Origin of the sequence: Thauera carbonicopians (genome assembly GCF_025699485.1) — a bacterium.
Lineage (GTDB): Bacteria > Pseudomonadota > Gammaproteobacteria > Burkholderiales > Rhodocyclaceae > Thauera.
The window spans coordinates 325,242-342,766 of sequence record NZ_JANUXN010000002.1; the positions used below are offsets into that span (position 1 = coordinate 325,242).

General features: G+C 65.7%; 18 protein-coding genes. 15 read left to right on the forward strand and 3 right to left on the reverse strand.

Annotated elements, in window-relative coordinates:
- Window positions 1-18 precede the first annotated feature (18 nt).
- The 11 genes from lepA (at window position 19) to uvrC (ending at window position 10,065) form a co-directional block, all read left to right on the forward strand.
- On the forward strand, window positions 19-1,815 hold the full coding sequence (lepA, locus tag NX068_RS04100) for a translation elongation factor 4 (RefSeq protein ID WP_263460011.1): 1,797 nt from the start codon (window positions 19-21) through the stop codon (window positions 1,813-1,815).
- A 10-nt stretch (window positions 1,816-1,825) separates the two neighbouring features.
- Complete coding sequence (gene lepB, locus NX068_RS04105) at window positions 1,826-2,614, forward strand: signal peptidase I (protein WP_263460012.1); 789 nt, start codon at window positions 1,826-1,828, stop codon at window positions 2,612-2,614.
- A gap of 11 nt (window positions 2,615-2,625) precedes the next feature.
- Complete coding sequence (locus tag NX068_RS04110; protein WP_263460013.1) at window positions 2,626-2,988, forward strand: DUF4845 domain-containing protein; 363 nt, start codon at window positions 2,626-2,628, stop codon at window positions 2,986-2,988.
- A gap of 4 nt (window positions 2,989-2,992) precedes the next feature.
- Complete coding sequence (gene rnc / locus NX068_RS04115; protein ID WP_263460014.1) at window positions 2,993-3,664, forward strand: ribonuclease III; 672 nt, start codon at window positions 2,993-2,995, stop codon at window positions 3,662-3,664.
- On the forward strand, window positions 3,661-4,596 hold the full coding sequence (gene era, locus NX068_RS04120) for a GTPase Era (RefSeq protein ID WP_263460015.1): 936 nt from the start codon (window positions 3,661-3,663) through the stop codon (window positions 4,594-4,596). The genes rnc and era overlap by 4 nt, the downstream gene beginning before the upstream one ends.
- Before the next feature lie 16 nt (window positions 4,597-4,612).
- A complete protein-coding gene (gene recO, locus NX068_RS04125; protein WP_263460016.1) occupies window positions 4,613-5,386 on the forward strand; it encodes a DNA repair protein RecO in 774 nt (257 codons plus the stop codon).
- A complete protein-coding gene (locus tag NX068_RS04130) occupies window positions 5,386-6,135 on the forward strand; it encodes a pyridoxine 5'-phosphate synthase (protein ID WP_263460017.1) in 750 nt (249 codons plus the stop codon). Before recO ends, NX068_RS04130 begins: the two co-directional genes overlap by 1 nt.
- Before the next feature lie 14 nt (window positions 6,136-6,149).
- Window positions 6,150-6,545 carry a holo-ACP synthase gene (acpS, locus tag NX068_RS04135; protein ID WP_263460018.1) on the forward strand — a complete coding sequence of 132 codons (396 nt, stop codon included), beginning with the start codon at window positions 6,150-6,152 and terminating at the stop codon, window positions 6,543-6,545.
- Between the two features lie 137 nt (window positions 6,546-6,682).
- Window positions 6,683-7,831 carry a beta-N-acetylhexosaminidase gene (gene nagZ / locus NX068_RS04140; RefSeq protein ID WP_263460019.1) on the forward strand — a complete coding sequence of 383 codons (1,149 nt, stop codon included), beginning with the start codon at window positions 6,683-6,685 and terminating at the stop codon, window positions 7,829-7,831.
- Window positions 7,832-7,863: 32 nt separating this feature from the next.
- Window positions 7,864-8,223: a bleomycin resistance protein gene (locus NX068_RS04145; protein ID WP_263460020.1), complete on the forward strand. Its 360-nt coding sequence runs from the start codon at window positions 7,864-7,866 to the stop codon at window positions 8,221-8,223.
- 21 nt (window positions 8,224-8,244) lie between these two features.
- Entirely contained in the window at window positions 8,245-10,065 is a 1,821-nt protein-coding gene (gene uvrC, locus NX068_RS04150) for an excinuclease ABC subunit UvrC (protein ID WP_263460021.1), read from the forward strand.
- 11 nt (window positions 10,066-10,076) lie between these two features.
- Here the strand turns inward: uvrC and NX068_RS04155 are convergent, their stop codons facing one another.
- Window positions 10,077-10,514 carry a GatB/YqeY domain-containing protein gene (locus tag NX068_RS04155; RefSeq protein ID WP_263460022.1) on the reverse strand — a complete coding sequence of 146 codons (438 nt, stop codon included), beginning with the start codon at window positions 10,512-10,514 and terminating at the stop codon, window positions 10,077-10,079.
- 129 nt (window positions 10,515-10,643) lie between these two features.
- Here NX068_RS04155 and NX068_RS04160 point away from each other — a divergent pair, with 129 nt between their 5' ends.
- Window positions 10,644-11,561: a YihY/virulence factor BrkB family protein gene (locus NX068_RS04160; RefSeq protein ID WP_263460023.1), complete on the forward strand. Its 918-nt coding sequence runs from the start codon at window positions 10,644-10,646 to the stop codon at window positions 11,559-11,561.
- A gap of 25 nt (window positions 11,562-11,586) precedes the next feature.
- On the opposite strand, the gene NX068_RS04165 is transcribed toward NX068_RS04160, so the two are convergent.
- Complete coding sequence (locus NX068_RS04165; RefSeq protein WP_263460024.1) at window positions 11,587-13,029, reverse strand: putative nucleotidyltransferase substrate binding domain-containing protein; 1,443 nt, start codon at window positions 13,027-13,029, stop codon at window positions 11,587-11,589.
- Window positions 13,030-13,088: 59 nt separating this feature from the next.
- A complete protein-coding gene (gene cobA, locus NX068_RS04170; RefSeq protein WP_263460025.1) occupies window positions 13,089-14,000 on the reverse strand; it encodes a uroporphyrinogen-III C-methyltransferase in 912 nt (303 codons plus the stop codon).
- Window positions 14,001-14,225: 225 nt separating this feature from the next.
- Between cobA and NX068_RS04175 the strand changes: the two genes are divergently transcribed.
- The 3 genes from NX068_RS04175 to NX068_RS04185 all read left to right on the forward strand — a co-directional run bounded on the left by NX068_RS04175 (window position 14,226) and on the right by NX068_RS04185 (window position 17,522).
- Window positions 14,226-15,908, forward strand: a complete 1,683-nt coding sequence (locus NX068_RS04175) for a cytochrome D1 domain-containing protein (RefSeq protein ID WP_263460026.1) — start codon at window positions 14,226-14,228, stop codon at window positions 15,906-15,908.
- 107 nt (window positions 15,909-16,015) lie between these two features.
- A complete protein-coding gene (locus tag NX068_RS04180; RefSeq protein ID WP_263460193.1) occupies window positions 16,016-16,579 on the forward strand; it encodes a NapC/NirT family cytochrome c in 564 nt (187 codons plus the stop codon).
- Window positions 16,580-16,646: 67 nt separating this feature from the next.
- Window positions 16,647-17,522, forward strand: a complete 876-nt coding sequence (locus NX068_RS04185) for an ethylbenzene dehydrogenase-related protein (RefSeq protein WP_263460027.1) — start codon at window positions 16,647-16,649, stop codon at window positions 17,520-17,522.
- Window positions 17,523-17,525 lie beyond the last annotated feature (3 nt).

The window sequence follows — 17,525 nt, forward strand, 5'->3', positions numbered from 1 at the left end:
GCACCCTTTTCGTTTCGCATGAACCACATCAGAAATTTCTCCATCATCGCCCACATCGACCACGGCAAATCGACCCTGGCCGACCGACTCATCCACTTCTGCGGCGGCCTGTCCGATCGCGAGATGGAGGCCCAGGTGCTCGACTCGATGGACATCGAGCGCGAGCGGGGCATCACGATCAAGGCGCAGACGGCTGCGCTGAGCTACAAGGCCAAGGACGGGCAGGTCTACAACCTGAACCTGATCGACACGCCGGGACACGTCGATTTTTCCTACGAGGTCAGCCGCTCGCTCGCCGCCTGCGAGGGCGCGCTGCTGGTGGTCGACGCCTCGCAGGGCGTCGAGGCGCAGACGGTGGCGAACTGCTACACCGCGCTCGACCTGGACGTCGAAGTGGTGCCGGTGCTGAACAAGATCGACCTGCCGGCGGCCGATCCCGACAATGCGCGCAGCGAGATCGAGGACGTCATCGGTGTGGATGCTTCCGAGGCCATCCTGTGCTCGGCCAAGACCGGCCTGGGCGTGGAGGACGTGCTCGAAGCCATCGTCGCGCGGGTGCCTGTGCCCAAGGGCGACATCGACGGACCGCTGAAGGCACTGATCATCGATTCCTGGTTCGACAACTACGTCGGCGTGGTGATGCTGGTGCGGGTGATCGACGGCGTGCTCAAGCCCAAGGACCGCATTCTGCTGATGTCGACCGGCGCGCAGTATCCCTGCGACCAGGTCGGTGTGTTCACGCCGCGCTCGGTCGCGCGCGACCAGCTTTGCGCGGGCGAGGTGGGCTTCATCATCGCCGGCATCAAGGAGCTGGAAGCCGCCAAGGTCGGCGACACGGTGACGCTGGCGAACCGCAAGGCCGCCGAGCCGCTGCCCGGCTTCAAGGAAATCAAGCCGCAGGTGTTCGCCGGGCTGTATCCGGTCGAGTCGTCCGAATACGACCAGTTGCGCGATTCGCTCGAGAAGCTGCGGCTCAACGACGCTTCGCTGCAGTTCGAGCCGGAAGTGTCGCAGGCGCTGGGCTTCGGCTTCCGCTGCGGTTTCCTCGGCCTGCTGCACATGGACATCGTGCAGGAGCGGCTGGAGCGCGAGTTCGACATGGACCTGATCACCACCGCGCCGACGGTAGTGTACGAAGTGGTGCTGAACGACGGTTCGGTGATCCACGTCGAGAACCCGGCCAAGCTGCCCGATTCGGGCAAGTATCAGGAAATCCGCGAACCGATCATCACCGCCACGATCTTCCTGCCGCAGGACTACGTCGGTCCGGTGATCACGCTGTGCAACCAGAAGCGCGGCAACCAGGTCGACATGCGCTACCACGGCCGCCAGGTGCAGCTGATCTACGAACTGCCGATGAACGAAGTCGTGATGGACTTCTTCGACAAGCTGAAATCGGTGTCGCGCGGCTACGCTTCGCTCGACTACGATTTCAAGGAGTACCGCACGGCCGACCTGGTCAAGCTCGACCTGATGGTCGGCGGCGAGAAGGTCGATGCGCTGTCGGTGATCGTGCACCGCGCCAGCGCGCAGTACCGCGGCCGCGAACTGGCCGCCAAGCTGCGCGGCCTGATCCCGCGCCAGATGTTCGACGTGCCGGTGCAGGCCGCGATCGGCGCCCACATCATCGCCCGCGAGACGATCAAGGCCTTGCGCAAGAACGTGCTCGCCAAGTGCTACGGCGGCGACATCACGCGCAAGAAGAAACTGCTCGAGAAGCAGAAGGAAGGCAAGAAGCGCATGAAGCAGGTCGGCAACGTCGAGATTCCCCAGGAGGCCTTCCTGGCGGTGCTGCGCACCGACGAAGGCAAGTGACGGACAACACATGAATTTCGCCCTCATCCTTTTCCTGCTGCTGGTCGTCAGCGGCGTCCTGTGGTTCTTCGATCGCTTTCATGCCCGCAAGCAGCGCCCCGCCAACGCACCGGCGCCGTGGTGGGTCGAGTACGGCGCCAGCTTCTTCCCGGTGATCCTGATCGTGTTCGGCCTGCGTTCCTTCGTCGTCGAGCCGTTCAAGATTCCGTCCGGCTCGATGATCCCGACCCTGCTGGTGGGCGACTTCATCCTGGTCAACAAATGGACCTACGGCATCCGCCTGCCGGTGATCAACAAGAAGGTCATCGACGTCAACCTGCCGCAGCGCGGCGACGTGATGGTGTTCCGCTACCCGGCCGATCCCTCGCTGGACTACATCAAGCGCGTCGTCGGCCTGCCGGGCGATCGCGTCGAATACCTCGACAAGCGGCTGACGATCAACGGCGAGGCTGTGCCCGTCGCCGAGACGGGCAGCTACCTGCATCCTGACCGGTTGTACTACTCGCCGCAATTCACCGAGAAGCTGGGCGCGGTCGAGCATTCGCTGCTGATCGAACGCGACGCGCCGGCCCATATCCCGCAGGTGATGAACTTCCCGCAGCGCGAGAACTGCACCTACACCAACCGCGGCGTGGCCTGCACCGTGCCGGCGGGGCATTATTTCGTGCTCGGCGACAATCGCGACGCCAGTGCCGACAGCCGGGTATGGGGCTTCGTGCCGGAAGAGAACATCGTCGGCAAGGCCTTCTTCATCTGGTTCAACTTCAACGACATGAAGCGTATCGGCAGCTTCCACTGAGGGAGACGGGCATGGGCTTGAAACATCAACGCGGCGTGAGCCTGATCGGCGTGCTGCTGTTCGGGGCCATCGGCGTGTTCGTGCTGCTGATGGTTTTCCGCACGGTACCGGCGATCACCGAATACATGGCGATCCAGCGCATCGTCGGCGTGCTCGCCACCGAGGGCGACAATGGCGCGAGCCCGGCCGAACTGCGGCAGAGCTTCAGCCGCCGCGCCGAGGTCGACGACGTGTCGTCGGTGATCGCGACGGACCTCGACATCGCCAAGGAAGGCAACCAGACCGTCATCGAAGTCGATTACGAGCGCGTGGTGCCGATGGTGGCCAATGTCAGCCTGCTGATCGAGTTCCACGTCAGCAGCAAGGCGCGTTGACCGCATGACGCTGGAAACCTTGCAGAACCGGCTGGGTCATCGTTTCGCCGACACCAGGCTGCTGACCGAAGCGCTGACGCACCGCAGCTTCGGCCAGCCCAACAACGAGCGCTTCGAGTTCCTCGGCGACAGCATCCTCAACTGCGTGATGTCGATGGCGCTGTTCGCCCGCTTCGAGCAACTGCGCGAAGGCGAGCTGTCGCGGGTGCGCGCCTCGCTGGTGCGGCAGGACGCGTTGTACCGCATCGCACGCGAGCTCGATCTCGGCGACGCCCTGCGCCTCGGCGAAGGCGAACTGAAGTCCGGCGGCGCCAGCCGGCCGTCGATCCTGGCCGATGCGCTCGAAGCGGTATTCGCCGCAGTGTTCCTCGACGGCGGCTTCGACGCCGCCAAAGCGGTCATCGACCGCCTCTACGTGCCGCTGCTGGCCGAAGTCGACCCGCGCCGGCCGAACAAGGATGCCAAGACAGCCTTGCAGGAATGGCTGCAGGCGCGCAAGGTTGCGCTGCCGACCTACGTGATGGTGCAGGCGCTCGGCGACGCGCATGCGCAGGAATTCGAAGTGGCGTGCGAAGTGCCGAAGTTCGGCATCCGCACGCTCGGCCGCGGCCCCAGCCGCCGCATTGCGGAGCAGCAGTCGGCCGAGCTCGCACTGACAGCCTTGAGGGCGAAATGAACGAACAGCAACACGATCAGGGCCGACAAGAGGAAGGGCAACAGGCGGGGGGTAGTTTCCGCACCGGCTTCGTCGCCATCGTCGGCCGCCCCAACGTCGGCAAATCGACCCTGCTCAATCGCCTGATCGGGCAGAAGATCAGCATCGTCTCCAGCAAGGCGCAGACCACCCGTCACCGCGTCACCGGCATCCTCACCGAAGCCGATGCGCAGTTCGTCTTCGTCGACACGCCCGGTTTCCAGACCCATCACCGCAATGCGCTGAACCGCTCGATGAACCGCACCGTATCGCAGGTGCTGGCCGACGTCGACCTGGTGTTCTTCGTCATCGAGGCCGGCCGCTTCAGCGACGACGACCGCAAGGTGCTGTCGGTGATTCCCGGAGAATCCAAGGTGATCCTGGTCATCAACAAGGTCGACCAGTTGAAGGACAAGGCCCGTCTGCTGCCCTTCATCGACGAAGTACGTCAGTTGCGCGACTTCACCGAGATCGTGCCGCTGTCGGCGGAGAAGGGCCGCAACGTAGCCGAGCTGATCAAGGCCGCCACGCCGCTGCTGCCGACTGGTGCGCCGATGTACGAGGAAGACGAGATCACCGACCGCAGCGAGCGCTTCCTCGCCTCCGAATTCCTCCGCGAAAAGCTCTTCCGCCTGCTCGGTGACGAGCTGCCTTACGGCATCGCCGTCGAGATCGAGAAGTTCGAGGTCGAAGGCCGGCTGCGCCGCATCCATGCGGCGGTGATCGTCGACAAGCCGGGTCACAAGGCGATGGTGATCGGCCGCGGCGGCGAAAGGCTCAAGCGCATCTCGTCCGAAGCCCGTGTCGAGCTCGAGAAGCTGTTCGACGGCAAGGTCTTCCTCGAAGTCTGGGTCAAGGTCAAGAGCGGCTGGGCCGACGACGAGCGTGCGCTGAAGAGCCTCGGCTACGAGTAGCCGGCGGCGATCGCTGATGGCAGCCCCCAAGCAGCGTGTCGAGCAGCAGACGGCCTGGGTGCTGCACACCTATCCCTGGCGCGAGACCAGCCTGATCGTCGAAGTGTTTTCGCGTGACCATGGCCGCGTCGCGCTGGTCGCCAAGGGTGCGCGGCGGCCGCACTCGCAGTTGCGCGGCGTGCTGATGGCTTTCCAGCCGCTGCTGATGGACTGGTCGGGCGGCGGCGAGGTCAAGACCCTGGTGCGCGCCGAATGGCAGGGTGGACAGCCGCTGCTGAGCGGGCGGGCGCTGATCTGCGGCTACTACCTCAACGAGCTGCTGGTGCGCCTGACCGCGCGTGAAGATCCCCATCCGCGCCTGTTCGCTGCCTACGCCGAAGCGGTGCGCGCACTCGGCCGCGGCGAGCCGGAACCGCCCATCCTGCGCCGCTTCGAGCTCGCGCTGCTGCAGGACCTCGGCTACGAGGCCGGCCTGGAGCACGAGGCCGACAGCGGCGAGCCGGTGCGGCCCGAGGGGCGCTACCTTTATATAATCGAACGCGGCCCGGTTCGGCTGGAAGTTCTCGAAGAGGAAATCCGCGACAGCGACAGCGGCGGCGAAGGCGCTGCCGCCCTGGGCGAGCAGCCGCTGCTGTCCGGCCGGACCCTGCTCGACATGGCCGCCGACGACTTCTCCCGCGCGGAGACGCTGGCCCAGTCCAAGCAGTTGCTGCGCATGCTGATCAACCACACCCTGGGCGGCCAGCCCTTGCAGTCGCGCCGGGTGCTGAAGGAATTGCAGGAGCTTTGATGATCGAACTCGGCGTCAACATCGACCACGTCGCCACGCTGCGCCAGGCGCGCCGCACCTGGGAGCCCGATCCGGTATGGGCGGGTGTCGAAGCCCAGCTCGGCGGTGCGGACGGCATCACCATCCACCTGCGCGAAGACCGCCGCCACATCAACGACGACGACGTGCGCCGGCTGCGCGAGCTGACCCAGGTCAAGCTCAACCTGGAAATGGCGGCGACCGACGAGATGGTCGGCATCGCCTGCCGCACGAAGCCGGAAATGGCGATGCTGGTGCCCGAAGGCCGCCACGAAGTCACCACCGAAGGCGGGCTGGACATCGTCGCCCAGGAAGCACGGCTGAAGGACGTCATCGCCCGCCTGGCCGACGCCGGCATCGTCACCAGCGTGTTCATCGACGCCGAGATCGAGCAGATCGAAGCCGCCGAACGCATCGGCGCGCGCGTCTGCGAAATCCACACCGGCCCCTATGCCCACGCCTTCCATGCCGCCGGCCGCGATGCCGAATCGCCGGCAGTGCTGACCGAACTCGCCAAGGTCCGCGAGGCTGGCGAAGCAGTGCGCCGGCTGGGCATGCGCTTCAACGCCGGCCATGCGCTCAACTATTACAACGTCGCTCCGATCGCCCGCCTGCACGGCATCCGCGAGCTGCACATCGGTCACTCCATCGTTAGCCGCTCGGTCTTCGTCGGCCTGCGCCAGGCCGTGGCCGAAATGAAGCGGCTGATGCGCGAGGCCCAGGCGGCCTGAACGGGCAGGGCGGCGTGATCCACGGTATCGGCACCGACATCGCGCACGTGCAGCGTGTGCGCGACGCGCTCGAACGCCATGGCGATCGCTTCGCGCTGCGCATCCTCGCCGCCTCCGAAGTCGAGGCCTGGCGCGCCCACCGCGACCCCGCGCGCTTCCTCGCCAAGCGCTTCGCCGCCAAGGAGGCTTTCGGCAAGGCGCTCGGCACCGGCGTCGCCGTGCCCGCCACGCTGCACGCGGTCGCGGTCGGCCACGATGCGCTCGGCAAGCCTGGCTACCGCTACGACGAACGCCTCGCCGCCCACATGCGCGACAAGGGTTTGCGTGCGTACCTGAGCATCAGTGACGAAGGTGATACGGTGGTAGCTTTCGCGGTGATCGAAAAACTGGCGGACGCGCATCCCGGCTGAGGCGCCACCCTAGCCACGCCCGGGAGCGATATGCGGCGATTGGCACTCTCATTCACCGCAGATCGTGCGGTGAATGGATGGCGCGGTCCCTGAACTGAACCGCAACGACACGTCCGCCCCCTGATGAGGCTTTCACTATGACTTTCCCCGTTTCGCTTCCCCGCGGCCCGGTCATGATCGACGTCGCCGGCACCGCGCTGACCGACGAAGAACGCGAGCGCCTGCTCGATCCGCTGGTCGGCGGGGTGATCCTGTTCGCGCGCAACTACATCGGCTCCGAACAGTTGCGTGCGCTGACCGCCGACATCCGTGTGCTGCGCGATCCGGCGCTGATCATTGCGGTCGATCACGAAGGCGGCCGGGTGCAGCGCTTCCGCTCGGATGGCTTCACCCGCCTGCCGTCGATGCGTTGCCTCGGTGCCTCGTGGGAGCAGGATCACGCTGCCGCGCTCGATGCTGCGCGAGCCGCCGGTTTCGTGCTGGCTGCCGAGCTGCGTGCACACGGCGTCGATCTCAGCTTCGCGCCGGTGCTCGATCTCGACTACGGTGCCTGCCGTGCCATCGGCAACCGCGCCTTTCACCGCGATCCGCAGGTGGTCGCCGCGCTGGCGCAGGCGGTGGTCGCCGGCATGGCGCAGGCCGGCATGGGGGCGGTCGGCAAGCACTTTCCCGGCCACGGCTTCGTCGAGGCCGATTCGCACCACGAGGTGCCGGTGGATGCGCGCGACTTCGACACCCTCTGGAACGAAGACATCGCCCCTTACCGCCACCGCCTCGGCCGCCAGCTCGCCGGCGTGATGCCTGCCCACGTCATCTACCCGAATGCCGATCCCGGCCCGGAGCCGCAGCCGGCGGGCTTTTCGCCGTTCTGGCTCAAGGACGTGCTGCGCACGCGGCTCGGCTTCCAGGGCGTGGTCTTCAGCGACGACCTGAACATGGAAGGCGCCCGCGTCGCCGGCGACATCGTCGGCCGCGCCAAGGCTGCCTACGAGGCGGGCTGCGACATGCTGCTCGTCTGCAACCGGCCCGACCTCGCCGCCGAGTTGCTCGACCGCTGGGCACCGCTGCCCGATGCGGCAAATCTCGCCCGGCTGGCGGCGATCGTGCCCGCCACCGCGTGTCCCGCCTGGCTGGCCGATCCTTTTGCGCTCGAACTGCATCCCGCCTATGTCCAGGCGCGGCAGGCCGTGGCGGCGATTCCGGACGATGTCGCTGGCGCCGCACCGGCGATGACTGCCGCCACCATCGGCGAGCAGCGCACCGAAATCCTGCGCAAGCAGGGTTAATATTTCGCCAGACCCGTCTCCGAACCTCCAGCATGGAACAAACCGTCATTCCGCAGCTTCGCACCCTGAGCGCCGACCGGGCGCTGCCGTTCTACGTCCAGGGGCTTGGTTTCCAGGTCGATTGGCGCCACCAGTTCGAGCCGGGTTTCCCGTGCTTCTTCCAGCTCACCCGCGATGGCCAGACGATCTTTCTCTCCGAACATGCAGGCGACTGCGAGCCGGGCGGGGCGGTCTATTTCCGTGTTCCGGACGTCGATGCCTGCCATCGCAGCTTCGTCGCCAACGGCGTGGCGGTTGCGCAGCCGCCTCAGGACACGCCATGGGAAATGCGCGAGATGCTCGTCGTCGACCCCGACGGAAACCGGCTGAGGTTTGCGAGCGATGTCGCCTGACCGGCCTGCAGCATCGATGAAATGACCGAGCCGACGCCCATCTCTCCCACCTTCGACGCCAAGAGCTTCCTGCGCACCCTCACCGAGGAGCCGGGCGTCTATCGCATGATCGGCGCGGACGACAAGGTGCTCTACGTCGGCAAGGCCAAGAACCTCAAGCGCCGCGTCTCCAGCTACTTCCAGAAGACGCTCTCCAGCCCGCGCATCGCGATGATGGTCGCGCAGATCCAGCGCGTCGACGTCACCGCCACACGCTCCGAGGCCGAGGCGCTGCTGCTGGAGAACAACCTCATCAAGAGCTTGGCGCCGCGCTACAACATCCTGTTCCGCGACGACAAGACCTATCCCTACATCGAACTCTCCGCCGACGAATTCCCGCGCCTCGCCTATCACCGCGGTGCGCTCGCCCGGCGGGCACGCTACTTCGGGCCTTTCCCCAATGCCTGGGCGGTGCGCGAAAGCATCCATCTGCTGCAGAAGACCTTCCAGCTGCGCACCTGCGAGGACTCCGTCTTCGCCAATCGCTCGCGGCCCTGTCTGCTGCACCAGATCAAGCGCTGTACCGCGCCCTGTGTCGGCCTGATCGACGCCGAAGCCTATGCGGCTGACGTCAGGCTTGCCACCCGTTTTCTCGACGGCCAGACCAGCGAAGTCATCGACGATCTCACGTCGCGCATGCACGCAGCGTCCGAGCGCCTGGCTTTCGAGGAAGCCGCCGCCTGCCGCGACCAGATCCGCATGCTGCAGGCGGTGCTGCACAAGCAGTTCGTCGACAGCCGCAAGGACGAGGACGTCGACATCCTCGCCGCGGTCGAGGAGGACGGCCTCACCTGTGTGAACATTGCCATGGTGCGTGGTGGCCGCCATCTCGGCGACCGGCCGCAGTTCCCCAGCGGCGGCGCGTCGTCGGGCGCGGCCGACTGCCTGCTGGCTTTCGTCGAGCAGCATTACGGCCTGCACCCGATCCCGGCCCGCATCCTGGTCAACCTGCGGCCGGAACCGGTGCGCGACGCGATGGCCGAGATCACCGATCGCCCGCCCGGCGTGGTGGCGCCGCGCTTCGCCGCGGAAAAGGCCTGGATGGAGATGGCCGAGAAGAACGCCCGGCTGGCGATCCAGGCGCGTGCGCGCGACGCCGGCCGCATCGAGCAGCGCCTCGAAGCCCTGCGGGTCGCGCTCGGCATCGACGAAGCACCGCAGCGCATCGAATGCTTCGACATCAGCCACACCATGGGCGAGGCCACGGTGGCTTCATGCGTGGTGTGCGAAGCCGGCGCCATGAAGCGGGCCGAATACCGCCGCTACAACATCAGCGGCATCACGCCTGGCGACGACTACGCGGCGATGCGCCAGGCGCTGGAGAAGCGCTACGGCAAGGTCGCGGCGGGAGAGGGCATCTGTCCCGACCTGATCCTGATCGACGGCGGCAAGGGCCAGGTCGGCGCCGCGCGCGAAACCCTGGCCGACATCGGCCTGGAATCGGTGGCGATGGTCGGCGTGGCGAAAGGCGAGGGCCGCAAGGCCGGCCTGGAGACGCTGATCTTCCCCGACGGCCGCGAAGGCCTTGCGCTAGGCGGCGAATCGGCGGCCTTGCACCTGATCGTCGAGATCCGCGACGAAGCCCACCGCTTCGCCATCACTGGCCACCGCGCGGCGCGCGGCAAGGCGCGCATCGGCTCGAAACTGGAAGACATCCCCGGCGTCGGCCCTTCGCGCCGCCGCAACCTGCTCGCCGCTTTCGGCGGCCTGGACGGCGTGCGCGATGCCACGGTGGAAGACCTGTGCCGCGTGGATGGCGTCAGCCGCAAGCTGGCCGAGCAGATCCATGCCGCATTGCACTGATCAGGGCGCGTTCAGCCCAGCGCTTCCTTCACCCAGGCGTTGGCCTGCTTGGCGTCGAAGCCGGTGCCGAACTTTGCTTTCAGCGCGCCCATCACCACGCCCATCTGCTTGGGCGAGCGCTCGGCGAGGCCGGCTACGGTGTCGGCGATGAAGGCCTTTACCTCTTCCTCGCTCGCCATCGGCGGCAGGTAGGCGGTCAGAATGGCGGATTCCTGCTCGAGCACCGCACGGCGCTCGGCGTCCTGGATCACGCCGAGTGCTTCCTGGTTGTTCTTCAGGAACTTGCGGATGGTCTGCTGCACCTCGTCGTCGGTGCTTTCGCGATTGCCCGCGTTCTTGCCGACCATCTCGGCCTCGCCGATCAGGGTGCTCAGCAGCGTGGCGCGGACCTTGTCGGCGGCTTTGCGTGCAAGCAGGGAATCTTTCTTCAGTTGGGCCAACAGGCTCATCGGGGGCTCCGGTTGCAGTGAGTGTTCGATGCGCGGGAGTTTACCGCAGTCGATGTGCGGCCAAGGCTTGCTTCCACCTGTCGCGATGCGCTAAATGGTCCTCATGCTCAACATGATGGAATCCCCCCGATGAAGGCTTGGGTGCAGTATTGGGTCGATGTGGCGAAAACCACGGTGCGCGTGTGGCTGGAGGCGCAGGTGTTCGTTCATGCGGCGGCGCTGGCGTTCTTCACCGTGTTCTCGGTGGCGCCGGTGATGATCGTGGCGGTGAGCATCGTCGGCCTGGTGCTGGGGGAACGCGCGGCGCAGGGCGAGATCGTGCAGCAGCTTCAGGCGGCGCTCGGCGTCGAGGCAGCGACCGCGGTGCAGACGGCGGTGGAGAACAGCCGCATCCAGCACAGCGGTCTGCTGCCGACCATCGCCGGCTTCGGTGCGATGATCTTCGGTGCGACGACGGTGTTCGCGCAGATGCAGGGCGCGCTGAACGCGATCTGGAGCGTGGCGCCGCAGCCCACGCGCAGCGGCGTGCTCAACTATCTCAAGACACGGCTGCTGTCGCTGACCGTGGTGCTGGCGATCGGTTTCGTGCTGCTGGTGTCGCTGGCGCTGAGTGTGGCGATGCGGACGGTGGTGGCCTTTGCGCAGGACTGGCTGCCGGTGCCCGGCTTCGTGCTGCTGGGGCTGGACTGGACGGTGTCGCTCGTCGTCATCACCTTGCTGTTCGGCGCCATCTTCCGCGTGCTGCCGGACGTGGTGCTGAGCTGGCGCGACGTCTGGCTGGGGGCGCTGGTGACTGCGCTGCTGTTCGTGCTGGGGCGATCGCTGATTGCGCTGTACCTGTCGACGACCGCCACCGCGTCGTCCTACGGCGCGGCGGGTTCGCTGGTGCTGCTGTTGATGTGGGTGAATTACTCGTCGCTGATCCTGCTGTTCGGCGCCGCCTTCACCCGGGCGACGGTCGAGGCGAGCGGGCGCTGCATCGTGCCGCGGGCGACGGCGGTATGCGTGGTGCGGGCCCCGGTGCAGGACGCCGACCCGGTGGTCTGAGCGCGGGCCCCGCGGCCGGGCGTGCTCAACTGCGCAGCAGGTGCAGGCGGAAGTGGTGCCGGATGAAGTCCTGGAAGCGGGCCACCTGCTCGAGCGCCAGCCGCAGTTCGCCCTGCTGCATGGTGTTGAGGCTGTCCAGGGCGACGTAGTTGGTGGGCTCGGCGCCGGCGCGCAGGGCGTCGACCTGGCCGCGCAGGCGCGTCGTGACCAGGAAGTCGAAGCTCGCGATGAGGTTGCGGGCGTCCTGCGGATTCATCACGCCGGCTTCGACCAGCATCTCGATGCGGTCGTGGGTGCTGCCCTCGAGCCTGCGCGCTTCCATCGCCAGGGCCTTGATGCCGTCGGTGATGGCGAAGATGCCGGCCTTCTTGATGTCGAGCTTGCCGCGATGGGGGCCGTCCTTTTCCAGCTTGATCTTGCCGAACCAGCCCAGCGGGGGGACGAAGTGCGTCGTGTTCTGCACCATGCGCATCAGGAAACTCTGGTCGGCGCTCAGCATCGCGAAGGCGTGCTCCCTGACCGAGCGCACCAGGTCGTCGCGTCCGTACAGCATGCGCAGATCCATGAACATGCTGCCGGTCATGACGTTCTCGGGCTTCGGCGTCGTCAGCCAGCGGTTGAGTTCCTCCTTCCAGCCCGACAGGCTGCGCCGCCATTCCGGGTTGCGCGCCATGATGCCGCCCTTGCAGGCAGGCACGCCGATCGAGATCAGGGCGCCGATGAGGTCGTGTGAGAAGGCTTCCAGGCGGGCGACGTCGGCGGAGCTCAGATCGTCGTCGTAGATGATGGCGTTGTCCTGGTCGGTGGTCAGGGTCTGCTCGCTGCGCCCTTCACTGCCCATGACGACGAAGGCGAAATCGTTGGTGAGATCGGCGTAGCGCTCGGTACGCAGCAGCGCGATGAGCCGGATCAGCACCTGGTCGTTGAGGTGGGCGATCAGCTTGACCATGTCGCGGATCGGCACGCCGGTGCCGGACAGATGCAGCACCAGGTTCTGGATGCGGATGTGCAGCGTGCGCAGGTCTTCGACCGAAGCGGCTTTCTCGATGTCGAGAACCAGCTGGTGCGGCGAGTGCGCCTGCAGGCGCAGGATGTCGGTGTCGGTGATGATGCCGGCCAGCGCACCCTGCTCATCGATCACCACCAGGCGGTGGATCTTCAGGCGCGACATGCGGTACAGCGCTTCGTACAGCATGTCGTCCTCGCCGATCGTGGCCAGCGGCGAGTGCATGACGTCGCCCACCGTCAGCTCGACCGGTGAACGCCCCGGGGCGACGACCTTGTTGCGCAGATCGCGGTCGGTGAAGATGCCTTCGGGCATGCCGTCGCCGAGCACCACCATGCTGGAAATGTTGCGCTCGCGCATCACGGCGACGGCCGATACCAGGCTGTCGCCTGCGCTGCAGGTCATGACCTGGCGCTGGCAGAAGTCTCTTACGGGACGGAAAAACTGGTTCTCTTCGGCCATGGGCGATATCCGTGGGACAGGGTCATGAAACGCGGATTATACCCATGGCCTCAGTGTAGTCATTGCATCGCAGCAAGGCTCTGGCCGGCCAGGGTACAGGCGGACTGGAGCGCGTTCCGGCCGATGGTGACGACATCGCCGATGATGATCAGCGCCGGCGGGCGCAGGCCGGCTTCGAGCACGGCTGCCGGCAGCTTGCCGAGCGTGCTGTAGACGCTGCGCTGCTCGGCAGTGGTGGCACCGTGGATGACTGCCGCGGGCGTGCCGGCCGGCAGGCCATGAGCGACCAGTTCGCGGCAGATGATGTCCAGCGCACCCAGGCCCATGTAGATGACCACGGTCTGGTTCGGGCGCGCGAGCGCTTCCCAGTCGAGATCGACGGTATCGTCCTTCAGGTGCCCGGTGGCGAAAACCAGCGTCTGCGCATGTTCGCGATGAGTCAGCGGGATGCCGCTGGTGGCGCCTGCGCCGGCCGCGGCGGTGATGCCGGGGACGATCTCGCAGTGCAGGCCGGCGGCCTGTACCGCCTGCATTTCCTCGCCGCCGCGGCCGAAGATGAAGGGGTCGCCGCCCTTGAGCCGTACCACGCGCAGGCCTTCGCTGGCCAGTTCGACCAGCAGGCGATTGATCTCGTGCTGGGGCAGGGCGTGGTTGCCGGCTTCCTTGCCGGCATAGACGCGCCGCGCCGTCGGCGGAATCAGCTTGAGCACGGCCGGGCTGACGAGATGATCGTAGACCACCGCCTCGGCGGACTCGATCAGGCGCGCGGCCTTCAGCGTCAGCAGCTCCGGATCGCCCGGACCGGCGCCCACCAGATACACGCAGCCGCGCGTGGCGGCATCGTGCTCGTCTTCCATCTGCGGTGCCAGCGCACCGGGCCGGCCTGGTTCCTCGTATCCGCCCGGCTGGCGAGCGGATGCGGCCTGAACGGATTGGGGGGCGGCTGCGGGGGCGAGAGTGGCTGCGTGCATGGGACGACTCCGTCTTGTGCAGGGGATCGACAGCCGCGTATACCCGCGGCCTCAATATTCCATTTTGCTTATTCGCTCAACGGTTTGGTGCTGCTGAACGTGTGACGGCACTTTATCCGTACAAGGCGTAGGGAAAATTAACTCAAATCAAGGATCGGAGAGCACGTGCGATTCGATACTGGCGCCGCAGTGTTACTTCGACGTCCCGTGCTTAAGGAGAGGGCAATGCACAACAAGAGCTGGATTGGAAAAACCCTGGCGTTGGCGATTCTGCCGATGGCGCTGGGAAGCGCATGGGCGCAGACGGCGCCGAAATTGACGCCGGAAGAGATGGAGCAGGCGAAACAGATCTACTTCGAGCGCTGTGCGGGTTGCCATGGCGTGCTGCGCAAGGGCGCCACTGGCAAGAATCTGGAGCCGCACTGGAGCAAGACTCTGGACGACGGCACCAAGATGGAAGGCGGTACGCTGAAGCTGGGCACCGACCGTCTGGAAAAGATCATCGCCTACGGCACCGAAGGCGGCATGGTCAACTACGACGACATTCTGACGCCGGAAGAAATCAACCTGATGGCGCGCTACATCCAGAACGAGCCGCCGATTCCGCCCGAGTTCTCGCTCAAGGACATGAAGGATAGCTGGAAGCTCATCGTTCCGGTCGATCAGCGTCCGAAGAAGCAGATGAACAAGGTCAACCTGAACAACGTGTTCGCGATCACGCTGCGTGACGCGGGCAAGCTGGCTCTGGTCGATGGCGACACCCACAAGATCTGGAAGATCCTCGATACCGGTTACGCGGTGCACATCTCGCGCCTGTCGGCTTCCGGCCGCTACGTGTACACCGTCGGCCGCGACGGCCTGACCACCATCATCGACATGTGGTACGAAGAGCCCACCACCGTCGCCACGGTGCGCCTGGGTTCGGACGCGCGTTCGGTCGATACCTCGAAGTTCAAGGGCTACGAAGACAAGTACCTGATCGGCGGCACCTACTGGCCGCCCCAGTACTCGATCATGGACGGCGAGACGCTCGAACCGATCAAGGTCGTCTCGACCCGCGGCCAGACGGTGGATGGCGACTACCACCCCGAGCCGCGCGTGGCCTCCATCGTCGCTTCGCTGCAGAAGCCCGAGTGGGTGGTCAACGTCAAGGAAACCGGCATGATCCTGCTGGTCGACTACAGCGACATCAAGAACCTGAAGTCGACGACCATCGAATCCGCCAAGTTCCTGCATGACGGCGGCTGGGATGCCTCGGGCCGCTACTTCATGGTGGCTGCCAACGCGTCGAACAAGGTTGCTGCGGTCGATACCAAGACCGGCAAGCTGGCTGCGCTGGTCGACACCGCGAAGATTCCGCACCCGGGCCGCGGAGCCAACTTCGTCCATCCGCAATATGGCCCCGTGTGGTCGACCGGTCACCTCGGCGACGAAGTCGTCTCGCTGATCTCGACTGCGTCCGACGATCCCAAGTTCGCCAAGTACAAGGAGCACAACTGGAAGGTCGTGCAGGAACTGAAGATGCCGGGCGCGGGCAACCTGTTCGTCAAGACGCATCCGAAGTCCAAGCACTTCTGGGCCGATGCGCCGATGAACCCCGAGCGTGAGGTTGCCGAGTCGGTGTATGTGTTCGATATGAACGATCTGTCCAAGCCGCCGACGCAGCTCAACGTCGCCAAGGATTCCGGCCTGCCGGAAAGCAAGGCGATCCGCCGCGCGGTGCAGCCCGAGTACAACCAGGCTGGCGACGAAGTGTGGATCTCGCTGTGGGGCGGCAAGACCGACCAGTCGGCAATCGTGATCTATGACGACAAGACGCTGAAGGTGAAGCAGGTCATCACCGATCCTGAAGTCGTCACGCCGACCGGCAAGTTCAACGTCTATAACACGATGCACGACGTCTATTGATCGCCTAGCCGATCATTGACCCGAACCCCCGCGCCTCGGCGCGGGGGCGCAAGGGGAGTCCCATGACAGATCGAGACAGCTCCAAACAACAAGATTCCGGCGGCCTGATGGCCCGCCTGCGCCGGCCTTCCACGAAGTACTCGCTGGGCGGCCTTTTGTCTGTCGGCATTCTGCTCGGCGTGCTCTTCTGGGGCGGCTTCAACACCGTGCTGGAAGCCACCAACACCGAGACCTTCTGCATCTCCTGCCACGAGATGGAGGAGAACGTCTATCAGGAATACAAGGAAACCATCCACTACAACAACCGCACCGGCGTGCGTGCGACCTGTCCGGACTGCCATGTGCCCAAGGAGTGGACGCACAAGATGATCCGCAAGGTCCAGGCCTCGCGGGAAGTGTGGGGCAAGCTCACCGGCAGCATTTCCACGCCCGAGAAGTTCGAAGCCAAGCGCCTGACGCTGGCGCGCAGCGAATGGGCACGGATGAAGGCCGCCGATTCGCGCGAATGCCGCAATTGCCACGGTTTCGAGAGCATGGATCCCGAAAAGCAGAAGCAGCGCGCACGCAAGCAGCACGAGATGGCCATCGAAGACAAGATGACCTGCATCGACTGCCACAAGGGCATCGCCCACCACAAGCCCGAAGGCATGACCGACGAAGACGAGGAATGATCCGGCGAGCGCCTGCGCTGCAGGCGCCCGGCTTTCTTCCCGACCCATCCGCAGTGAGGAAACGAACATGAAGAAGACGATGATCGCAGCCGCTGTCGGCACCGTTCTCGCCCTTGGCACCGGATCGGCACTGGCCGCGGCGCCCGACTGGGGCAAGGTCGAGGCCAAGGACATCACGCTGTTCTATCCCGGCGTGTCGCCGCTGGAATGGATCCAGAAAGGCAGTGCACACGGCGGCGCGCGTGCGCTGAAAAAAGGCGAGACCTGTGCCGATTGTCACCATGAAGAGACGTCCGACATGGGCAAGAAGATCGCCAGCGGCCAGAAGATCGAGCCCAGCCCGATCGCCGGCAAGGCTGCCTTCATCCCGGTGAAGGTGCAGGCCGCGCACGACGCCGACAACCTCTACCTGCGCTTCTCCTGGAAGCAGCCCGCAGCCTCGGGCGCAGCCAAGATGGACGACAAGAACCCGGTCAAGATCGCGTTCATGCTCGAATCCGGCGGCAAGGTGGAGCTGGCTGACCAGGCCGGCTGCTGGGCCACCTGCCACACCGACTCGCGCACCATGCCGGACGCGGCCGATACCAAGACCAAGTACGTCAAGGGCGCGTCGCTGGCCGAGGGCAAGTTCTACGACCTTTACCAGTGGCGCAGCGGAGAGAAGAAGGGCTTCGACGGCCACGTCGCCGACACCCGCGTGATGGAAGGCGGCAGCGCGCTGGTCAGCGCTGAAGGCAAGCAGGACGGCGACACCTGGACCGTGGTGTTCACCCGCAAGCTGGCGGCTGGCGGGCAGGGCGACGTCGCGCTCGAAGCGGGCAAGACCTACAACTTCGGCTTCGCCATCCACGACGACAGCGCGGCCGGCCGCTTCCACCATGTGTCGCTGGGCTACAAGCTCGGCATCGACGCCAAGGCCGACATCACTGCCGCCAAGCAGTAAGAC